We start from the raw sequence: 20,299 nt of genomic DNA, 5'->3' as shown, positions 1-20,299 counted from the left end.
ATTCGTAGCTTAATGGTAGCAAGTTTGCATTAAATCTTATTTTGAATAATAAGTATAGAAAAGGTTGTTTAATTGGGTGTATCAGATAGTTACAAAGACCATGCTTTAGGGCTACTTTAGTCAAATCAATATATCTCTATTTCCTTTAGTGTTAGGAGAGGAGAGCACCCCTGTTGCCTCAAGCTGATCTATGATATTTGCTGAACGATTATAGCCTATCTGAAGTTTACGTTGCAAGTAAGAGATAGAGGTCTTCTTATCAGAGAGAACAACTGCCTTTGCCTCCTCATAAAGTGAATCAAGTTCAATTTCCTTCTCTCCTTTTTCTAGTGATGTGCCACTACTCTCAACAAAATAACTCTCATCATACTCTGGTGCACGCTGTACCTTAATAAACTCAACAATCTCCTCAATCTCCTCTTCTGTTGCCCATGGTGCATGAATGCGTACTAATCCGGTCATACCTGGGGGAGTAAAGAGCCCATCACCTCGTCCAAGCAAACTCTCTGCACCCATTGAATCAAGAATAACTTTTGAGTCAATCTTCTGTCCTACCCTGTAGCTTAATCTTGACGGGAGATTTGCCTTGATAATCCCAGTCACAACATCAACACTTGGTCGTTGGGTTGCAACAATCAAATGGATACCACAGGCTCTTGACTTCTGTGCTAAGCGAGCAATAGAAGTCTCCACTTCTTTTCCACCATTCATCATTAAATCTGCCAACTCATCAATAACAATAACAATAAAGGGCATCGGTTCGTCCCCCGAATTGTCTCTTTTAATCTTCTCGTTATAATTATCGATATTTTTAGTCCTCTTCTCTGCCATTAAGCGATAACGACGCTCCATCTCACCTACCATATTTGCTAGTGCGGCAATTGCCTTTTTAGGCTCGGTAATTACGGGCGTAATCAAATGTGGAATCTCATCATAAATAGAGAACTCCAACATCTTGGGGTCAATCATCATTAGCTTGAGATGCTCAGGGTCATTTTTGTAAAGCAATGAAAGTATCATTGCATTAATTCCCACCGATTTACCCGAACCTGTCGTACCAGCAATAAGCAAATGTGGTAATTTCTTAATATCGGTAATAAATGGTTTTCCAACAATATCCTTACCCAATGCAATTGTTAGTGGAGATTTAGAGTTTTGAAAGAGATCATCCTCAAGAATTTCACGAAGATAGATAATATTTGAATGCTCATTGGGAATCTCTATACCTACTACATCACGTCCTGGTATGGGTGCTTGAATACGGATAGTCTCTGCACTTAGTGCCATAGCAAGATCATCTTGCAATCCAAGTATCTTAGAGACCTTTACATGTGGTGCAGGCTTGAACTCAAAAGTTGTTACAAGTGGTCCTGTATAGGTGCGAACCACATCCCCATCAATCTTAAAGAGCTTAAGTTTCTCAATTAGGTTACCAGACTTACGGTCAATCTCAGCTTCATTAATATGCTTCTTCTGTTGATTGGGGGCTTTTTGTAAAAAATCAAGTTTGGGAAGTTTGAAATTTTTTGGCTTTTCAACTTTACCTCTTTCTAGTGTCTCCATCAACTTAGAGTTCTCTTCAAGCTCCTCGACAATTTTTACACTACTTGAAGATGCTGTTGATTTTGTATCAGAAATTTCTTTATCTTCCTGTGTATCAAATAACTTCTTAATGGGTGGCTCAACCCCTAGCACCTCTTCAAACACTGGGCTGTCTGTCTGTTTTTTGGGCTTTGGTTTAGGCTTTTTTTTAACCACTGTTTCCTGTTTCATTGTTAATTTTGGGGTTATGGTTTTTAGCTCTGTATCTTCTGCTATATCAATATCAATGAATGGCATTATCTCATCTTCAAGCTTGGGTGAGGCAAAGTGATTAGTGAAAATAATCATCATTATTTTCTTGATACCTATAGTAAACTTTAAAAAAATACTTTTAGAAATGGTTCCCATACTCTTGAACAAGGTTATTATTTTCTCTCTTTTAGAAACAAGCGATTGCCACTGAAATTCATCATCAACAATGAAAGTCAATGCTAGTGTTATGGTCATCAGCCAAAGTAACCAAAGTCCAGCTTCTCCAATATAGGGACGAAGAAATTCCACTACCTGCGGTCCAATGATTCCTGCATCTTTTGCCTCTAATATCAATGACTCAAAGAGTATGGCGCCAATAAAGAGTAAAACCCATCCTAAATAAAAATCAATATTGTTGCGTACGGCTACATTGGTGTAGAGTTTATAAAGTGGATAAAAGAGTATCAAAATATTCATATAGGCAAAAGAACCAAAAAGGTAAATATTTGTATTTCCTACGATATTACCAATATTTCCTGATAGTGCTGTATCTCTAAAAAAAGTTGAAAATATACCGTAAATAAAAAGAATAGCTGTCATAATTAGTATGGTCTTCACTCATTGTCCTAAAAATGGAATCGTTTTAATATTAATTAATGAAGATGTATTATAACACAGAAAAATTAGTCATCTTTGAAAATATATTAAATTGTTGGTTTTCTGCATTAGGATTACTATATATCATATGTTTTTAAGTTCTCTGAGAGTAAAATGCAACCTGCGCTTTAGACGTATGCCTCGATGGTGGAATTGGTAGACACGCTAGACTCAAAATCTGGTGGCTTCGGCCGTGTCGGTTCGACTCCGACTCGAGGTACCACCATTTAGCAAAAACTTTTTGCGGGAGTAGCTCAGTTGGCTAGAGCGTCAGCCTTCCAAGCTGAGGGTCGCGGGTTCGAGTCCCGTCTCCCGCTCCACCTCTAATATATCCCAAAATTGTATACCATTTGATCTGCATCACTTGACCCATGAGTCTTTTTATGTTATAAATAATACAAAATAACTCCGAATTAGGAAAACCTATGGCACAAGAAGAGATTGACAAAGCTGTTTCTGGCGAATATGGACTCGGTTTTGAAATAGATATTGAGACCGATGTGGTACCGCCTGGACTCAATGAAGATACAATCAAATTTATATCAACAAAGAAAAAAGAACCAGAGTGGATGCTTGATATGCGCCTAAAGGCACTTAACAGGTGGAGGAAAATGGAAGAGCCAACTTGGGGAAATATAACATACGAACCGGTAGATTACCAATCTATCTCCTACTATGCTGCACCCAAGACTGATGGACCAAAGAGTCTTGATGAAGTTGACCCAAAAATCCTTGAAGCCTATGAGAAGCTTGGTATTCCACTTGAGGAACAAAAACAGCTTGCTGGTGTAAAAGTTGCTGTTGATGCAGTTGTTGATTCGGTATCAGTCAAAACTACCTATCAAGACGAACTTGAAAAACATGGTGTCATTTTTTGCTCTATCTCTGATGCAATACACAACTATCCAGAGTTAATTAAAAAGTATATGTTCTCCGTTGTTCCTATGACAGACAACTTCTTTGCTACACTTAATTCGGCTGTCTTTACCGATGGAACTTTTGTCTATATTCCTAAGGGGGTACGTTGTCCAATGGAACTAAGTACCTATTTCCGTATAAATGCGCTTAACACAGGGCAGTTTGAGCGTACACTCATTATTGCAGATGAAGGTAGTTATGTCAGCTATAATGAGGGATGCTCTGCGCCAATGCGTGATGAAAATCAACTACACGCTGCTGTCGTCGAACTGGTTGCCATGAAGAATGCAGAAATTAAATACTCCACTATCCAAAACTGGTACCCAGGCGACAAGGAAGGCAAAGGAGGCATTTACAACTTTGTTACCAAGCGTGGTATCTGTGCGGGTGACAATGCCAAAATCAGCTGGACACAAGTAGAGACCGGTTCAGCAATTACTTGGAAATATCCAAGCTGTATTCTCAAAGGCAATAACAGTATTGGTGAATTCTACTCTGTTGCTGTCACTACACTAGCACAGCAAGCAGATACAGGAACAAAAATGATTCATCTAGGAGAAAATACAAGTTCAACCATTATCTCCAAAGGCATTTCGGCAATGAAAGGACAGAATACCTATCGTGGGCTAGTCAAGATAGGTGCAAGTGCTACAGGGGCAAGAAACTACAGTGAATGTGATTCTCTACTCATAGGTAACCAGTGTGGTGCACATACTTTCCCTTATTTGGAAAGTAAAGATTCTCAAGGACAGGTAGAGCACGAGGCAACCACCAGTAAAATTAGTGATGAGCAACTCTTTTACCTTAGACAAAGAGGTATAGACGAAGAGAGTGCGGTCAGTATGATTGTGCACGGATTTTGCAAAGAGGTGTTCAATCATCTCCCTATGGAGTACGCAGTGGAAGCAAAAGCATTACTAGAATTAACATTGGAAGGAAGCGTAGGATGAGTAAAATATTAGAAATCAAGAATATTCATACCAAAATTGGAGAAAAAGAGATACTCAAAGGGCTCACACTTGAGTTGGAACCAGGAAAAGTGCATGCTATTATGGGACCAAATGGTGCAGGCAAGTCAACACTAAGTAAGACTATTGTGGGACACTACGATATAGAGGTAACCAAAGGAGATATCCTCTATAGAAACAAGAGCATTCTTGAGATGGCACCAGAAGAGAGAGCACTTGAGGGCATCTTCCTTAGTTTTCAGCACCCCGTAGAGATCTCAGGCGTCAACAATGCCTACTTTCTTAGAACTGCATTAAATGCCAAACGCAAATATCAGGGCAAAGAGGAACTCAATGCTGCAGAGTTCCTGCGTGAAATGAAAAAGTATCTTGAAATGCTTGGCATGAAAGCAGACATGATTAGCCGTAGCCTCAATGAAGGTTTTTCCGGAGGAGAGAAAAAGCGTAATGAAATATTACAGATGCTGATGCTCAACCCTGATGTGATTATCCTTGATGAGATTGATTCTGGGCTTGATATTGATGCACTCAGAGCAGTTTCAGAAGGAATCAACCTAATGAAAGATAATAAGCGAAGCTTTCTGGTCATCACTCATTATAGCCGTATTCTTGACTACATCAAACCAGACTATATTCATGTACTTAAAGATGGGCGCATCATTAAGACTGCCGGATTTGAGCTGGTTTCACAACTCGAGGAACATGGCTATGAAAGCATTGTTGAGGAAGCATAATGAAGCTGAGCGAACTCAAAAAAAAGTCTCCTTCTGAAATAGCTCAGCTACTCAGCGTGGATAGAAAGTCTGTAGCACTTGAACGCTTTGCTATATTAGGATTACCAAACAAAAAGAATGAGGAATACCGCTATTTTCAGCTAAAGAAACTATTTGAAAAAGAGTACTGCACCATCTCCTACATCCCTAAACCCATCAAAGAGGCCAAAAAAATTATCATTGTTGATGGTATCGTTACCCATGCACCTCACGGGATGCGTATCTATTACGAACAATGCCAGACAATAGACATGGAACACTTTGACCCTATGTACTATTTAGGGCACCTGCTTAGTCCACATGTAATTAAAATAGACCTTGATGGTGATACTGATGTAGAGGTGGAGCATCATTACAGTCAAAGTGGCACACTTATCGCTTATCGTATTGTGCTAATCAACCAAGCCAATCGTCATGCAACACTTTTTGAGAGTTTTTACAATAAAAATATCAAAGATACACTGGTGCTCTATGGTTACGACACCTTTATTGCACCTGATAGTACCCTACGTATTCTCAAGAATCAAAAGATACACGGTGAGGATTATGCCATGATTGCCTCACACCATCTACAGCTTAACCGGCATGCCAATGCTGTTGTCAAAAGTTTTGATATGGGCAGTGGTATGGGATTACAATTGATTAAAGTAGATCTTGACTATTACGCACACCTGAATATGGGACACCTTCTCTACATCAATGACGGGGCACAGCGTGGTACAATTAGCAAAATTATCCATCAAGGCAAATATGCTACTTCTCATCAAGAGGCAAAAAGTATTATTGACAGTGCATCTTGCGGTATCTTTGATGCACTCATTAGGGTAGAGCACTCCGCCAAATGGACAAAAGCCTATCAAAACTCCAAGGCAATACTCCTGCATGAAAAAGCTTACATGGCAAGTAAACCACAACTTGAAATCTATATTGATGAGCTAGAAGCGAGTCATGGATCAACTACAGGACAACTTGATGAGAAACAACTCTTTTATCTACGTTCACGTGGTATCGACGAGATTGAAGCAAAAAAAATACTTGTCATCGCCTTTGCCAATACACTTATAGAGCAGATTAAGGATAGTCGCCATCAAGAGGTGATTAAGGCAACATTTGAAGAAGCCTTCTATGCAGGCGAAAAGGATTTTATATGACCATTGAAGAAACACTCCAAAAATACAAAGAGGATTTTGACCTTTTTGTGACCCCTAACGAGAAGATGGAATATATCTTCGACCTTGGAAAAAAACACACTACTCTCACCAAAGAGGAAAAAAATGATGACACCTTCATCGTAGGATGCGCATCACCCGCATGGCTTGTTGGCAAATGCAAGGATGGTAAACTTATATTGCGTGGTGAAGGTACATCCGAAATGGCAAAGGGAATGCTTACCCTTTTACTAGATATCTTTGGCAACAAAAAAGTTGACGAAATACTCACTTTCAACCCAAAACGCCTTGAAGAGCTTGGTATTGTTGAACTGCTCTCTCCGGTACGCCAACAAAGCCTTGAGGCATTCATTAAAAAGGTGTATACATATGCACAGAGATGCAAAGATGCAACATCATAACGCTAAGGATTTTTATGAAAGACCCAAACAATATTCAGTATAACGATATTCCATCTACTGCTGAAGAGATGGCAGCCTGGGAAGCAAAATTTGGCAATAATACAAATAGTGGTGCAGACAATCGTTTTGATGTGATAGAAAACAAATGTCATAAGCCCAAAGATGCCGAAATAGACGAAGAGATGAGAGAAAGCATTATTAATCAACTCAAAACTATCTATGATCCCGAACTACCTGTAGATATTTATAACCTTGGACTCATTTATCATGTAGACTGCTGGAAGAACCCCACCAGCAGACAGAGTGAATGCAAAATTATAATGACCCTTACCTCTGCAACCTGCTCTATGTCAGAAGTGATTGTTGACTTGGTACGCTCCATTCCCTCTCGCTTAGGAGGTGACCTTGCATGTATTGATGTAGAACTAGTATTTGACCCACCTTGGGATCAAAACAAAATGAGCGATGAAGCAAAATTAGCCATGGGTATGCTATAATTGAAATCTGAAAGAATAAGGCTTAAAGCATTGCCTACTTAAATCAAAAGAGTGAATAGATGAAATTGGTTGTAGCCATTACTGGTGCCAGTGGGGTACAGTTGGGAAAGAAATTTATCGACTACTTACCTAAAGAGATTGAAGTGCACGTCATTGTCTCAGATAATGCGCTGACTGTTGAATCATTTGAACATACACATGTGACCCTGCACAGCAGCTGCAATATTGCAGCCTCTATTTCAAGTGGTTCTTTTCGTGTAGATAGTACAGCTATCATCCCCTGCTCTATGAATACTCTTGCTAAAATTGCTTGCGGTATCAGCGACAATCTCCCTACTCGTGTTGCTGCAGTTGCACTCAAAGAGCAAAAAAAACTTCTACTTGCACCTAGAGAGCTTCCTTTTTCTGCCATTGCTCTTGAGAATATGCACAAACTTGCCTCACTCGGTGCCATCATTGCACCACCTGTTATGGGCTATTATGCTGAACATCAAAATCTTAAAGAGATGGAACAATTCATCATTGGAAAATGGTATGATGCATTAGGAATATCTAACGCATTATTTACGCGCTGGAAGTGAAGGCATTAAGAGCAAAAAGCAAATAGTTGTGGTATGCTTTTCTTAATAAAAACTTTTACTAAAACAAAGGTTCCATCAAAGCCAATGTTATTTTATACAACCAATACAGGTATTATGCAACAATGTAAACCTATACTTCTTACCACGCATGCTTCACTATTTTTGATTACTTTTATTGGAGCTATTCGGTGAGGACAGCTATATATCCTGGTACTTTTGATCCCATTACCAATGGACATCTTGATATCATTACCCGTGCATGCAAGATGTTTGATCGCATCATTGTTGCTGTTGCAGCGTCAAAAGCAAAAGAACCAATGTTTACACTAGAACAACGTATTCAAATGGTACAAGTGACCACAAAAGAGTTTTCTAAAATAGAAGTAGTTGGCTTTGACAAATTATTGGTTAATCTTGCTGAAGACCTTGGTGCCAACATTATTGTCAGAGGACTACGTGCAATCAGTGATTTTGAGTATGAGCTACAGATGGGCTATGCCAATGCTTCACTTAAGCCCGATCTTGAGACTATCTACCTTATGCCAAACCTTCAACATGCTTTTGTTAGCTCTTCTGTAGTACGTACCATTCTTGCCTATGGTGGTAAAGTTGATCACTTACTACATCCTGAGGCACATCGCATCATCGGGAACATTAGAAAGTAATGTATATTCTCTTCGAAGGTATTGACACCTGTGGGAAAAGTACACAGATTGAACTTCTCAAACAAGTGCACCCAGAGATTGTTACTACTTTTGAACCTGGAGCAACCAATTTTGGGAAAAAAGCAAGAGAGATGTTACTTAGTGACTCTATCTGTTCCAAGCATGCCGAAATATTACTCTTCCTTGCAGATCGTGCTGAGCACCATAAGAAGATTATCGAGCCCAACAAACAGAAGCTCATTATTTCAGACAGAGGGTTCATCTCTGGTATTGGATATGCTTTAGCAAATGGTAATTTTGATCTTGATGAACTCATAGCACTCAATCGTTTTGCACTCAAAGGAGACTTTCCTGACTGCATTATCCTCTTTTTAATAGATATGGAGACCCTGAAAGCACGCACCTCTCAAAAGGAGCTTGACGGTATCGAATTACGTGGACTCAAATATCTACTACGTGTTCAAGATTATATGAAAGAGAGTGTTATCAAACTAGGTATTCCTCATCTCTTTATCGATGCAACAGAGAGTATTGAGACGATACATCAAGCCATACTAACCTATTTGAAGATATAATTTTATACTTTTATACCAAAGCAAAATCCTCCAGTCATATTTAGCATGAAGAGGAATACTTTCTATACAAAGGATCAGTATGATCAAACCACTACGCGGCATGAAAGACCTAATGTTTGATGATGCTCAGCGCTTCGTATATATTATTACTACAGCTATCAAAATTGCCAAACGGTATGGATACAACTACATTGAAACCCCCATCCTTGAAGAGACTGCTCTTTTTAAACGTTCAGTAGGGGATAGCTCTGATATTGTCACCAAAGAGATGTATCAGTTTGAGGATAAAGGAAACAATGATGTCTGTATGCGACCCGAAGGAACAGCTGGTGTAGTACGTACTTTTGTCTCCACTAAACTTGATCGTCAGCCAATGAAACAAAAATTCTATTACTACGGTCCAATGTTCCGATACGAGCGTCCACAGAAAGGAAGACTTCGAGAATTCCATCAGTTTGGATGTGAGAGTTTTGGGGAGGCTTCAGTCTATGAGGATTTTACACTTATTATGATGATCAGTCAGATATTCAAAGAGCTTGGCATCGAATTTAACCTGCTAATCAACTCACTGGGATGTCCTGAGTGTATGCCGCCCTACCGTGAGAACCTTGTCGGTTTCCTCACGGGCATCAAATCTGATCTGTGTGAAGACTGTAATCGTCGTATTGGAACCAACCCCATCCGTGTACTTGACTGTAAAAATGAGAAATGCCAATCACTCCTAAGTGTATCACCTAAACTTATTGATAGTCTCTGCAAGAATTGTGATACAGATTTTAAAAAACTGGCAAAGCTACTCAATGAAGCGGGCATCACTTATACAGTAGATACTAATCTTGTACGTGGTCTAGACTACTACAACAAGACTGCTTTTGAGTTTGTCAGTAATGAAATTGGTGCACAGTCTGCCATTGCTGGAGGAGGTCGCTACGACAAACTGGTGGAATTCCTTGATGGCAAACCAACTCCTGCGGTAGGATTTGCTATTGGTATTGAACGTATTATAGATTTAGTCAAGATACCACAGCCTCCAAAAGAGGGCTACTATATGGGCACAATGGTTCCCGAAGCGATTGAAAAGATTATTATGCTTGCTCATATCAAAAGGGTTCAGAATAAAGTAACAGTTGAGTATACCTCTAAAGGCTTTAAGAGCCATATGAAAGGAGCCGATAAGTCCAATGCACGCTTTACTGTTCTCATAGGTGAAGATGAGTTAAGAAATGGCACAGTATGGGTTAAAGATATGGAGAGTAAAGAGGAGAAAATAGTTCCTTTCGAAGCACTTTAGTCGTGCTTTAGTAATCTCATTTAAGCATATTAAGGTTCATGTCAACTGCATTGATGCTACATCACAATGAAGCCCTAATAAGTAAACTGGCATAATGCACTATTAATAAATAGGAGTTAAGATGAAATTGTTTAATGGGATTATGTTAATCTCTGCAGTGGTATTATTTAATGCTTGTGGTGAAACCGGTACCGGTTGCAGGCTGGCAAATTTGGAACGGGCAAATGCCCAATGTAAATATTTAGAAGTTAAAGCCAATCCGTCAGATATGGGCGATAATAGAAAAATTAATATTTATTATACGAGAGTGCCGGCTAAAAACTCAAGTAATAAAAAAGCACCTATTGTATACCTAACAGGTGGACCAGGAAGTTCTAGTGTGATTGATATGGACAAGATATTAAGTCATGATTTTTATTCTTCTTTAAGAGAAAATCACGACTTAATAGCCATAGATTATAGAGGTACAGGATTTTCGACTCCATTTCCTAAATGTAGGGGTGGCGCAAGCAGTGCAGAAGATATTAACAACTGTGTTAAAATCTAAATAAAGATATCCATGTTAAAGACTATACATCAAAAAATATTGCTATTGATATTGACAAGGTTTTAGAAAAAGAAAATATTAAAAAAGCAAATTTATTAGGGGTATCCTACGGAACCAGGGTGGCACTCACCATAGCAAGAGATTTTCCATCAAGAGTAAAGAGTCTAACGCTGGATGGCTTATTTCCTATTGAGGTAAATGGACTTTCACAGGCTAGAGAGGCCATTTTAGATAAATTAAAAACCATGGAAGATAAATATAGTAGAGATTACCCTAGAGAAAACTTTGCTACAAAATTAGACGCAGTGATAGATAAAATAAAAAGTGTCAAAGGTAACGATTCTACTGCAGCCTTTTTGAAAGCACTTACTTTTCATGCATACGAAGACAATGTATCAGAGAAATATGTAAAACCTAATTTTGACAAAATCCTAGATGGAACCCATCCTTTTATTAGAACTGCTGGCAATCTTGAGATAGGCGAAATAAGAGAAAAATCTTTCTCTACCATCATGTCTTTTGCTATCATACTGTATGAAGAATATGCCTTCATTCATGATGAAGATCAGCAATATTATAATTTTGGTTTTAGTCAAAAAGTAACAAGTGTGCTAAGTACTTTTAGGGGCGGATCTCCTGTACCTATATCGGAAATGGCTAAGTTAAGATTTGATATATCCCCCAAAAACAATATAGAAAAACAAGCAGTAAGGACAAATATAAAAACCCTAATACTTTCAGCAGAACACGACAATCAAACGCCACTATATTGGTCTAAACAAGCTCGACAATATCTGACAAATAGTAAACTTTTTTTCTTTAAAGATACAGAGCATGGACTTTCAATGGATAGTCCATATGCTCAAGTACTAATAGATAAATTTATTGAGAGTGAAAATATTAATATTTTAGACAATGAAAGAAGTGATCATTTTGTACAGATACCTTAACATTTAAAGCCCCATGAAATACTTCATCGCCAGTCCTTGATAGTATTTTTATCAGACTGACCATGATATTTCTAGTACTCTTGTTTAAAATACATAGTTAGCTATTACACGATATTGTTGAAAATCATCAAGCTGTTTGATGGTACCATCTTCTTCGGCAGAAGTGTTATTTGTAACAAATATGCCTTTAAGTACTACAGAAAAGTGTTTATTGTGCCGATAAGCCAACACAATATTAAAATCTTTTTGTTTTCCTTTTAAAAACCTATCATTATCTGCAACCATATAAGAGAGAGTTGATTTAAAACCTTTTTTACCTGTAAAGTCATAGCCTTGTGTATACGCAATTTTAAAAGACTGTGTTCCACCTATATAAATACTATCTGCAATTAGACTTTTCCCATAATTTGAAACAAATAGATCATTCGAAGTAATCATATTAGTATAAAGTGGTGTACCATCCCAAGGTAAAACCAGGCTGTCATGTGCCGAGTCATCACTTGAGATATGCGAATAACCAAGCATAAACTTACTCTCATGATATTGGATATCACTTTTTACAGATATAGATGCCGCATTAATCTTCTTGCCTCCTGTAATAGAATCAGATTTTTGTAAATTTATATCTGCATTACCAATACTCTTTTGAACAATTCCCTCTAATCCTAAATGATAAACATAACTATTTGTATTACCTTTATACAATATATTTGCAAACAATGAGTTCATAAAATTTGCTGCATAATAGTCATATATAGAAGTAGATAGATTATGATTATTGTAGTTTATATTTGCAATACACATACTACCTTTTTCATCACCTATTACCTCCTCTGTATGCGTACCTAATGCATGTTCAATGATGTTCATAAACTGACTAGAGGTACGCTGTTTAAAATGTGTCAAATATTTGCCACCAAAAGACAGATGATCATCTTTTGTGCGATAGCTTATTTTTAAACCTTCCATAGATGAAGGCAACATACGCACTTCCTTGGCATTAACAAGAGGGGTCTTTAAAATTTGTCGTCCATAATTAATATAAAATTTTTTATAACTATAACCAATAAACTCTTCGCCCAATACAGAAAAAGAGTCTTGTGCAATCGAACCTGATGGATTACCACTGTCTAATCTTACACCATTATCACGTCCTAAAACAGATGTATCTACCGCACCACTTAAACCAAAACCGTTTGTTGTCATGAATGTTGCTTGTCCGCTAAACCCATAATATTTCCCCGTTTGAACTCCAAATGTTCCCCCAATAGCATTTGCATTAGCAGAACTATCTTTATGAGGTGTATTATTTTGTTTATCTGTCTGAATGTAGTAGTATTTTATATTTCCATACACTTTTCCATTTTTAAGGATATCTTGAGTACTATCTGCACCCTGCAGTAATGCAAAACAGGCTAATCCACTCAATAAAATTTTTGACACTTTAATTCTCCTTTTGGGTTATTATTTTATTTATCATAACTCTTCCAAAGTAGAAAAATACTTTTTTAGCTTCATAATTTACTAAAATTACATCTATTACCAAATAGCATGATTAAAATATAAATTATATGTCAATTATCTTGTTTATTTTAAACTAAAAAATTGATTAGCATATAAACTATATACAAAAATTAATAATTAAAAAAGCTTTTATCTTTTATTTTATTATTTTTTTTGAGCTTTTTGAGCTTTGCTGTACTATACTTTTGACATATCAACAATAAAGGATTTAACATATGCACAAAAATATAAACCTCTTACGAAGTGTTTCTGCTATCGTAGCATTAACAACCACATTTGCTTTTGCGAATGAGCCCAAAACAGAAACTATGCACTGGGGCTATACTGGACACAATACACCCGATAAGTGGGGCACCTTGTCTAAAAAATTTAGAGAGTGTGGTGTGGGACTAAACCAATCTCCAATCAATATTACACATTCTCTTCATGCAAACCTTCCTCCACTAGATCCTCACTATGCAAGTCATTCTAAAAATATTGTAGACAATGGACATACAATTCAAGTCAATATGGAGTCAGGAAGTACATTTACTGTTGATGGCATAACCTTTGAACTCAAGCAGTTTCATTTTCATTCGCCTAGCGAAAACCATATTAACGGAAAAGCCTTTCCTCTTGAAGCACATTTTGTTAATGTAGATAAAAATGGAAACATTGCTGTTATTGCGGTGATGTTTAAAGAGGGGAAAACAAATACTGTACTTGAAAAAATATGGAAAGATATGCCCAACAAAGAGGGAAAGAGTAAACAACTAAAACTAGCCCATATTGCACAATCACTTTTACCAAAAAATAAGCACTATTATCGTTTTAATGGCTCACTAACTACTCCCCCTTGCACAGAAGGGGTAAGATGGTTTGTACTAAAAGAGCCTTTGGTTGTTTCAAAAGAGCAGATCAAAAAATTTCATGATGACACAATGCATCATAACAACAACAGACCTATTCAGCCATTAGATGCTAGAATCATTGCTGAATAGACTACAAAGGTATAGATTTAATATCTATACCTTCTTCACTTTTTATCCATTTTATCAAATCTTTAATAAGCCGTGTCATAGCAATATTAACTGCTTTGGCATACCCTTTTGCATCAGTTGTTTCGGTATCTTCACGGTATGAAAAATATTTGGTCTTGATGAGTTTTCCAGTCTCAACATCAATGAGTATAAACCCCATGGAAATGATTGCATAAGAGGCATCTTTTCTAACATAGTGGGAAAAATCATAAACCACACTCTCTAGTCTTAAGTCAGCTGTTGCTGTTGAGTTGTAGGCCAGAACTGCTTTAAAGATCTTAATCTGGTGAAGTGTCGCAATAATGTTGCCCTCAATCAGTTTTTCGAGTGTATTAGACCATCGTGAGTTCTGGTACACGCCTCGGTCACTGCTGCTGTAGGAAAAAGCAATCTTATTGGTCAGCTTTCCTGTTAGTGTCTTAGGATAGGAGACCTTAAGTACCTTATCACGAAATGGGCTATTGTGTATAATTGGCATTTTCCCTATCTTGAGTGTGTAGTATTTCATCGGTATTGCCTCTTTTACAATGCAACCACTTATAAACAGTACTACTACAACTATAAGACTATAATAACTTTTCATTTTCTATTCTCCTGGTCCCTGTCTAATTTCCCTTGCTTTAAAGAAGATATCACTTGGGCTTTGGTTCATTTTGGTTGCCAAATCGTTGACCTGCTCCGAGAGTATCTCTGCCTCTATAATCATTGGCTCAAAGATTTTTTTAATATTATAGTCTCCTCTATCGAGACTCCTCTCTATTTTAAGGGTTACTCTGTTGAAGTTCTGTGTTGTCTCCATAAGCTTCTTCATGACTGGAATAGTCTCATGACCCACATCTTTAAAGACATCTGTTAGTGCCTCCATATTCTGTAACATTTTATCAAGGTGTTCAATATTTTTATTGCTCATGAGTTTATTGACCTGCTGTACCAGCCTTGATAGATGACCCGTAAGTGTTCCAATGTCTTTCTTGGTGGCATTAAACCAAGAAGAGGCTGTTTTGATTGTAGGAATATAGTCTTTAGTCGGTTCAAGTGTCTTCGCATCATTGGTTCCATTTTTGATATCAACTGCCAAAAGACCTGTAAGTCCCTGCATTGCCATATATGCAACCATATTTTCTTTAATGAGGATACCATGTTTAATGCTCAATAGTATTTCAATACGCTCAATATTGTTAGGGTCAATGCGTATCTCCCTAACCCTTCCAATGGACACACCTCGAAGCTTAACCACAGAGTCTTTGGAGAGTCCCGATACTGACTCTTTCATATATATCTTATAGACATCATATTTTTGCTGTAATCCATACTTGGCAAGCCAAAAAAAGAATGCAGTCATGGCAACTCCAAAAAGAAGTACAAATAGTCCAACAATGGTATAGTTGACCTTATTATACATTTCCTTCCCCCTCCTTAAGCTTCTGTGCAAACTTCTCTTTAGTATATTCATTCTTAAAAAATGCTTCTACAAATGGATGTGTTGAGCGGAGTACTTTCTTCATGTTCCCCTCTGCTACAACCTGCTTATCTGCTAATATTGCCATACGATCAACAATATTAAAAATACTATCCAAATCATGTGTAATCATTACAACTGTAATCCCAAGCATATTGCGTAATTCTACAATAAGTTTATCAAAGTTACGTGCACCAACTGGATCAAGCCCAGAAGTTGGTTCATCAAGAAAAAGTAGCTTTGGATCCATAGCCAGTGCACGTGCAAGCGCAGCACGCTTAACCATCCCTCCACTAAGCTCAGAAGGGTAAAGCGTAGCCACATGTGCATCAAGCCCAACAAGTGCAATTTTTGAGCGTACAAGTTTTTCTCGCATATATTTGTTTAAATGTGTATACTCTTTTAATTGTATTTCAATATTTTCAGCAACCGTCAAAGAGGAGTAGAGTGCACCAAACTGAAAAAGTACACCCCATTCACCACGTAATTTTTGTGCCTCTTTAAAACCAATTGTACCTATATTTCGCCCTAAAACCTCTATCTTTCCCCCACTAGGTTCAAGAAGCATAATCATCTCTCTCATCAAAACTGATTTTCCTGAACCACTCTTCCCCAAAATACCATATATTTCATTCTTTTCAATATGCAAAGAGACACCATCGTGTATGGTACGTCCCCTAAAGCGGGTAATGATATTTTCTATATTTATAACCGTACTCATAAACCAAGCTCCGTGTAGAGAACCGAAAAGAGTGCATCAAACGCAATAACCATAAAAATGGCATTAACGACTGATGCTGTAGTATGTAACCCAATACTTTCTGTATTATCTGAAACTTGAAAACCACGAAAACATGCAATTGCAGCAATTAGAAAGGCAAATACTGGTCCCTTAATCATTCCTAGTATATAGTGCTTTACCTCAAGTACCTCATAGAGTCTGGAAATGAACTGATCATAAGAGATGCCAGTCACTATACCTGAAGCCACCATTCCACCAAGTATTCCTATAATGTCTGAAAAAAATATCAGTAGTGGTAAAGCAATCATCAATGCAAAGATACGTGGCAGTACCAGAAAATGGTAAGAGTCAAACCCCATTGTACGCATAGCGGCAATCTCTTCGGTAATCTTCATTGCACCAATCTCTGCTGTATAAGCCGAACCACTCCTGCCTGCAATAACAATTGCAGTAATCATCGGTCCTAGTTCTCTAACAATAGAAATACCTACTGTATCGACAATAAAAATATCAGCTCCAAATTTAGCAAGCTGTACTGCCCCTTGATAGGCAATAACCATCCCCACAAGGAAAGAAGTCAGTCCAATAATGATAAGTGCGTTGAATCCAGACTGATGAATGTGATAAGCCATCTCTTTGAAGCGAATAGTTCGGGGGTGAACAAAAGTATAAAATAAAGTGGCAAACAAGTGTCCTAAAAAAGTGATAAAATCCTTTATATCTGAAAGTGTCTTTATTGTCACTTTCCCTATATCTTCTAGAAAACTACTCTTTTGAGCGGAGACATTCTCTACTGTATGTTCTTGTAATAGATTATACATCTCTTTTTGGCTTTGCGTGTAACCTGTCACAATTACCTCTGTCTTTGTATTAAAGTACTTGAGATGTTCCATGAAAAGCAGGATCCCTGAGCTATCAAAGTTAGTAACCAAAGAGAGATCCCAAAAGATCTTTTTTGTCACAGGAACAGCCTGCAGCTCTGCCTCTATGGTTGATATATGATGAAGCGTCCACTCTCCAGTTGCCTTAAGTATAAGCTGATCTTGATTATCTTTCCATTGAATAAAGTTTCTCTTCATTGTTTTATTATAGAGGAGATTGGATTAAATTTTGGTATAATCACTTCACGATGTATAAGAGGTAACAGTATGAAGTATTTTGGGTTAAATATTTGGGGGGATGATAACTTTATCATTCATGGTAAAACAATCAATATTAACCATGCCTCTAAACCCTCTTTGCTTCAAATCACTAAAGAAGTTAGAGAAAAAGGATATAAGGGACCACTTCTATTGCGCTTTCCCCATCTGATTGAAAAACAGATTTCTACTCTTTTTAAAACTTTTGAAAAAGCAAAAAAAGCATTTAATTATCAAGGCAAATTCCACGCAGTCTTTCCCCTGAAAGTAAATCAATTCCCCAACTTTATTCACGCACTTATGGAGATCTCTCAACCATATGGTTATGGGTTAGAGGCAGGGAGTAAGGCGGAGTTGATTATTGCAATGACCAAAACACCACTTGGTGCGCCCATCACCGTTAATGGATTCAAAGATAAAGAGATGATTGCACTCTGTTTTATTGCTGTAAAAATGGGGCACAACATTACTGTCACTATCGAAGGAACTGGTGAATTAAAAACAATCATACAAGTCAATGAAGAGTTTAATGCACACAACAACACACCCATTTCACCCAAAATTGGTATTCGCATCAGACTTCATAGTTCTGGCATAGGCATTTGGGCAAAAAGTGGAGGATACTCTTCTAAATTCGGCTTAACCTCCACTGAGCTACTCGAAGTCTATGAACTTCTTAAAAAACATACCCTACTCAACCAACTCTGGATGATTCATTTTCATATTGGTTCCCAAATGGAAGATATTGCTCCACTCAAAAAAGCACTGAGAGAGGCTGGAAATATCTATGCTGAACTAAAAAAAAGAGGTGCAAATGCACTTGGTGCTATCAATATTGGTGGGGGACTTGCCGTAGAGTATTCTCAGCATCACACTGCACAAGAACGTAACTATTCGCTTGATGAATTTGCTAATGATGTGGTCTATCTCATGCAAGAAATTGCCAAAAGCAAAGGGGTTGCAGAGCCTGATATCTTTACTGAGTCAGGACGATACATCGCAGCATCACACTCGGTATTGGTAGCACCCGTATTGGAACTGTTTTCCTCAGAGTATAATACCAAGCTTCTACGTCTTAAGGAGAAAAATCCACCACTTATTCAGGAACTCTACGACCTCTATCTCTCTATTAAACAGAAAAATGCACGAGAATATTTACACGATGCACTTGACCATATGGAAAGCCTGCTGACACTTTTTGATCTTGGATACATTGACCTTGAAGACCGCTCCAATACAGAGATACTGGTTAACCTTATTATTAAAAAAGCAATTGCTCTTTTAGAAAACGAAGGGACGGATGAATTAAAAAAACTACAAGACCGTATTCAGGAAAAATATTTGGTTAACTTCTCTGCTTTTCAATCCTTACCTGATTTTTGGGGATTGGGGCAACACTTCCCTATTGTGCCATTAAGCCATCTTGATACTAAGCCAACCAACCCTGCTAGTATTTGGGATATCACTTGTGACTCTGATGGAGAAATAGGATTCAATCGCAATCTACCGCTCTATCTACACGACATTGATCTAAGCAAAGAGGAGTATTTTATTGGCTTCTTCCTCACTGGTGCCTATCAAGAGGTTTTAGGCATGAAGCATAACCTCTTTACCCACCCAACCGAATGTATCATTACCTTCCATGAAGACAACAGTTACAGTATCGATAATATTATTGAAGCACAAAATCTCATGGATATACTCGATGATTTTGACTATGATACCGGCATTATTGATAAATCACTCAAACACAAAATAGAGGAGTCATCTCACATTTCATCTGAGGAGAAACGAGAACTTTTAGGTAAAATTTATCTTTATTTAAGTGAAAATAGTTATCTTAAAACCATTCAAGCTATTAGCGAAATATCACAAGGAGCTAACACGTGAACCTCTTTAGACTCATTAAGGAAGACTTTGCCAATGTCAAACGTAACGATCCAGCACTCCGCTCCACTTTTGAGCTCTTCTTTAACTATCCTGGCTTATGGGCACTATTATTTTACCGTATTGCTCACTGGTTCTACCAGAAAGGGTTACGATTTATTCCACGTCTCATTTCAGCACTTGGTATGTTCTTAACAATGGTAGATATTCATCCTGCTGCCAAGCTTGGTCGGCGTGTCTTCATTGATCATGGTGTAGGAGTGGTTATAGGAGAAACCACAATTATTGGCAATGATGTACTAATCTACCAACAAGTAACACTTGGAGGGGTTAGCACCAATCAAGGAAAACGTCACCCTACCATTGAGAATAATGTTTTACTTAGTGCAGGTGCTAAAATACTTGGCAATATTACTATTGGAGAAAATTCTAAGGTTGGTGCTAATTCCGTTGTAGTTAAAGATGTACCATCCAACTCTACCGCGATTGGTATTCCTGCCCGTGTTCTCAAACGTGGTCATGATAAAAATCCACTTAGTCATAACAAAATACCCGATGTCGACAAAGAGCTTTTTGCATACCTGCTACAACGTATCGAAGTGCTTGAAGAAGTATTGCCAAAAACCAAAAAAGAGAAGGTCAAAGAGAAAGACCATGATCTAGAAGAGCTCTATAATAATTTTATTCATTCAATGGATTAAGATTGGATATTATATTGGGCTATTGGCAGACTTAAAACAAAT

The 20,299-nt window shown here is 37.7% G+C and carries 20 protein-coding genes and 2 tRNA genes; 16 read left to right on the top strand and 6 right to left on the bottom strand.

All coding sequences use genetic code 11. The features are described 5' to 3' along the window. Positions 1-120: 120 nt before the first annotated feature. Positions 121-2,412, bottom strand: a complete 2,292-nt coding sequence (locus tag LGB01_01370; protein ID MCB4752872.1) for a DNA translocase FtsK — start codon at positions 2,410-2,412, stop codon at positions 121-123. Between the two features lie 177 nt (positions 2,413-2,589). Here LGB01_01370 and LGB01_01365 point away from each other — a divergent pair. The 13 genes from LGB01_01365 (at position 2,590) to LGB01_01305 (ending at position 11,786) form a co-directional block, all read left to right on the top strand. Continuing rightward, positions 2,590-2,674, top strand: a tRNA-Leu gene (locus tag LGB01_01365). 20 nt (positions 2,675-2,694) lie between these two features. Further along, positions 2,695-2,771: transfer RNA gene (locus LGB01_01360), tRNA-Gly, on the top strand. 105 nt (positions 2,772-2,876) lie between these two features. Then, positions 2,877-4,319 carry a Fe-S cluster assembly protein SufB gene (sufB, locus tag LGB01_01355; protein MCB4752871.1) on the top strand — a complete coding sequence of 481 codons (1,443 nt, stop codon included), beginning with the start codon at positions 2,877-2,879 and terminating at the stop codon, positions 4,317-4,319. Further along, complete coding sequence (gene sufC / locus LGB01_01350; GenBank protein MCB4752870.1) at positions 4,316-5,071, top strand: Fe-S cluster assembly ATPase SufC; 756 nt, start codon at positions 4,316-4,318, stop codon at positions 5,069-5,071. Before sufB ends, sufC begins: the two co-directional genes overlap by 4 nt. Next, complete coding sequence (locus LGB01_01345; protein ID MCB4752869.1) at positions 5,071-6,261, top strand: SufD family Fe-S cluster assembly protein; 1,191 nt, start codon at positions 5,071-5,073, stop codon at positions 6,259-6,261. The genes sufC and LGB01_01345 overlap by 1 nt, the downstream gene beginning before the upstream one ends. Beyond that, entirely contained in the window at positions 6,258-6,680 is a 423-nt protein-coding gene (locus LGB01_01340; protein ID MCB4752868.1) for a SufE family protein, read from the top strand. The genes LGB01_01345 and LGB01_01340 overlap by 4 nt, the downstream gene beginning before the upstream one ends. Before the next feature lie 14 nt (positions 6,681-6,694). Next, positions 6,695-7,177: an iron-sulfur cluster assembly protein gene (locus LGB01_01335; protein ID MCB4752867.1), complete on the top strand. Its 483-nt coding sequence runs from the start codon at positions 6,695-6,697 to the stop codon at positions 7,175-7,177. A 59-nt stretch (positions 7,178-7,236) separates the two neighbouring features. Continuing rightward, positions 7,237-7,758 carry a UbiX family flavin prenyltransferase gene (locus tag LGB01_01330; GenBank protein ID MCB4752866.1) on the top strand — a complete coding sequence of 174 codons (522 nt, stop codon included), beginning with the start codon at positions 7,237-7,239 and terminating at the stop codon, positions 7,756-7,758. Between the two features lie 188 nt (positions 7,759-7,946). Continuing rightward, on the top strand, positions 7,947-8,423 hold the full coding sequence (coaD, locus tag LGB01_01325) for a pantetheine-phosphate adenylyltransferase (protein ID MCB4752865.1): 477 nt from the start codon (positions 7,947-7,949) through the stop codon (positions 8,421-8,423). Continuing rightward, positions 8,423-8,998: a dTMP kinase gene (gene tmk, locus LGB01_01320; protein MCB4752864.1), complete on the top strand. Its 576-nt coding sequence runs from the start codon at positions 8,423-8,425 to the stop codon at positions 8,996-8,998. The genes coaD and tmk overlap by 1 nt, the downstream gene beginning before the upstream one ends. A gap of 79 nt (positions 8,999-9,077) precedes the next feature. Further along, complete coding sequence (gene hisS, locus LGB01_01315) at positions 9,078-10,289, top strand: histidine--tRNA ligase (GenBank protein ID MCB4752863.1); 1,212 nt, start codon at positions 9,078-9,080, stop codon at positions 10,287-10,289. 121 nt (positions 10,290-10,410) lie between these two features. Further along, complete coding sequence (locus LGB01_01310; protein ID MCB4752862.1) at positions 10,411-10,836, top strand: alpha/beta hydrolase; 426 nt, start codon at positions 10,411-10,413, stop codon at positions 10,834-10,836. 8 nt (positions 10,837-10,844) lie between these two features. Further along, positions 10,845-11,786 (top strand): alpha/beta hydrolase, encoded by a 942-nt coding sequence (locus tag LGB01_01305; GenBank protein MCB4752861.1) that lies wholly within the window; start codon positions 10,845-10,847, stop codon positions 11,784-11,786. An 84-nt stretch (positions 11,787-11,870) separates the two neighbouring features. Here the strand turns inward: LGB01_01305 and LGB01_01300 are convergent, their stop codons facing one another. Continuing rightward, positions 11,871-13,229, bottom strand: a complete 1,359-nt coding sequence (locus LGB01_01300; GenBank protein MCB4752860.1) for an OprD family porin — start codon at positions 13,227-13,229, stop codon at positions 11,871-11,873. A 296-nt stretch (positions 13,230-13,525) separates the two neighbouring features. Here LGB01_01300 and LGB01_01295 point away from each other — a divergent pair, with 296 nt between their 5' ends. Beyond that, positions 13,526-14,290, top strand: a complete 765-nt coding sequence (locus LGB01_01295; GenBank protein ID MCB4752859.1) for a carbonic anhydrase family protein — start codon at positions 13,526-13,528, stop codon at positions 14,288-14,290. A 1-nt stretch (position 14,291) separates the two neighbouring features. On the opposite strand, the gene LGB01_01290 is transcribed toward LGB01_01295, so the two are convergent. From LGB01_01290 to LGB01_01275, 4 genes are read right to left on the bottom strand one after another with little or no spacing between them, the layout of a single operon-like run. Next, positions 14,292-14,912: an ABC-type transport auxiliary lipoprotein family protein gene (locus tag LGB01_01290; GenBank protein ID MCB4752858.1), complete on the bottom strand. Its 621-nt coding sequence runs from the start codon at positions 14,910-14,912 to the stop codon at positions 14,292-14,294. A 3-nt stretch (positions 14,913-14,915) separates the two neighbouring features. Further along, positions 14,916-15,731, bottom strand: a complete 816-nt coding sequence (locus LGB01_01285; protein MCB4752857.1) for an MlaD family protein — start codon at positions 15,729-15,731, stop codon at positions 14,916-14,918. Further along, positions 15,724-16,509, bottom strand: a complete 786-nt coding sequence (locus tag LGB01_01280; GenBank protein ID MCB4752856.1) for an ATP-binding cassette domain-containing protein — start codon at positions 16,507-16,509, stop codon at positions 15,724-15,726. The genes LGB01_01285 and LGB01_01280 overlap by 8 nt, the downstream gene beginning before the upstream one ends. Beyond that, the gene (locus LGB01_01275) at positions 16,506-17,609 is read right to left on the bottom strand and encodes an MlaE family lipid ABC transporter permease subunit (protein MCB4752855.1); all 1,104 of its coding nucleotides are present in this window, start codon (positions 17,607-17,609) and stop codon (positions 16,506-16,508) included. The genes LGB01_01280 and LGB01_01275 overlap by 4 nt, the downstream gene beginning before the upstream one ends. 69 nt (positions 17,610-17,678) lie before the next feature. Here LGB01_01275 and speA point away from each other — a divergent pair, with 69 nt between their 5' ends. Next, positions 17,679-19,559, top strand: a complete 1,881-nt coding sequence (gene speA, locus LGB01_01270; GenBank protein MCB4752854.1) for a biosynthetic arginine decarboxylase — start codon at positions 17,679-17,681, stop codon at positions 19,557-19,559. Further along, complete coding sequence (gene cysE, locus LGB01_01265; protein MCB4752853.1) at positions 19,556-20,257, top strand: serine O-acetyltransferase; 702 nt, start codon at positions 19,556-19,558, stop codon at positions 20,255-20,257. Before speA ends, cysE begins: the two co-directional genes overlap by 4 nt. Positions 20,258-20,299: the final 42 nt, after the last annotated feature.

Source organism: Sulfurovum sp. (genome assembly GCA_020525365.1).
In the GTDB taxonomy this organism is placed as follows: Bacteria; Campylobacterota; Campylobacteria; order Campylobacterales; family Sulfurovaceae; genus Sulfurovum.
The sequence above is the reverse complement of the archived record's forward strand: the minus strand, read 5'-3'. Positions and strand labels throughout refer to the sequence as shown.

Bases quoted from the DNA above. Each gene is read 5' to 3' on its own strand.
- sufB (MCB4752871.1), top strand. From the start codon at position 2,877: ATGGCACAAGAAGAGATTGACAAAGCTGTTTCTGGCGAATATGGACTC.
- sufC (MCB4752870.1), top strand. From the start codon at position 4,316: ATGAGTAAAATATTAGAAATCAAGAATATTCATACCAAAATTGGAGAA.
- LGB01_01345 (MCB4752869.1), top strand. From the start codon at position 5,071: ATGAAGCTGAGCGAACTCAAAAAAAAGTCTCCTTCTGAAATAGCTCAG.
- LGB01_01340 (MCB4752868.1), top strand. From the start codon at position 6,258: ATGACCATTGAAGAAACACTCCAAAAATACAAAGAGGATTTTGACCTT.
- LGB01_01335 (MCB4752867.1), top strand. From the start codon at position 6,695: ATGAAAGACCCAAACAATATTCAGTATAACGATATTCCATCTACTGCT.
- LGB01_01330 (MCB4752866.1), top strand. From the start codon at position 7,237: ATGAAATTGGTTGTAGCCATTACTGGTGCCAGTGGGGTACAGTTGGGA.
- tmk (MCB4752864.1), top strand. From the start codon at position 8,423: ATGTATATTCTCTTCGAAGGTATTGACACCTGTGGGAAAAGTACACAG.
- hisS (MCB4752863.1), top strand. From the start codon at position 9,078: ATGATCAAACCACTACGCGGCATGAAAGACCTAATGTTTGATGATGCT.
- LGB01_01310 (MCB4752862.1), top strand. From the start codon at position 10,411: ATGAAATTGTTTAATGGGATTATGTTAATCTCTGCAGTGGTATTATTT.
- LGB01_01295 (MCB4752859.1), top strand. From the start codon at position 13,526: ATGCACAAAAATATAAACCTCTTACGAAGTGTTTCTGCTATCGTAGCA.
- LGB01_01290 (MCB4752858.1), bottom strand. From the start codon at position 14,912: ATGAAAAGTTATTATAGTCTTATAGTTGTAGTAGTACTGTTTATAAGT.
- LGB01_01285 (MCB4752857.1), bottom strand. From the start codon at position 15,731: ATGTATAATAAGGTCAACTATACCATTGTTGGACTATTTGTACTTCTT.
- LGB01_01280 (MCB4752856.1), bottom strand. From the start codon at position 16,509: ATGAGTACGGTTATAAATATAGAAAATATCATTACCCGCTTTAGGGGA.
- LGB01_01275 (MCB4752855.1), bottom strand. From the start codon at position 17,609: ATGAAGAGAAACTTTATTCAATGGAAAGATAATCAAGATCAGCTTATA.
- speA (MCB4752854.1), top strand. From the start codon at position 17,679: ATGAAGTATTTTGGGTTAAATATTTGGGGGGATGATAACTTTATCATT.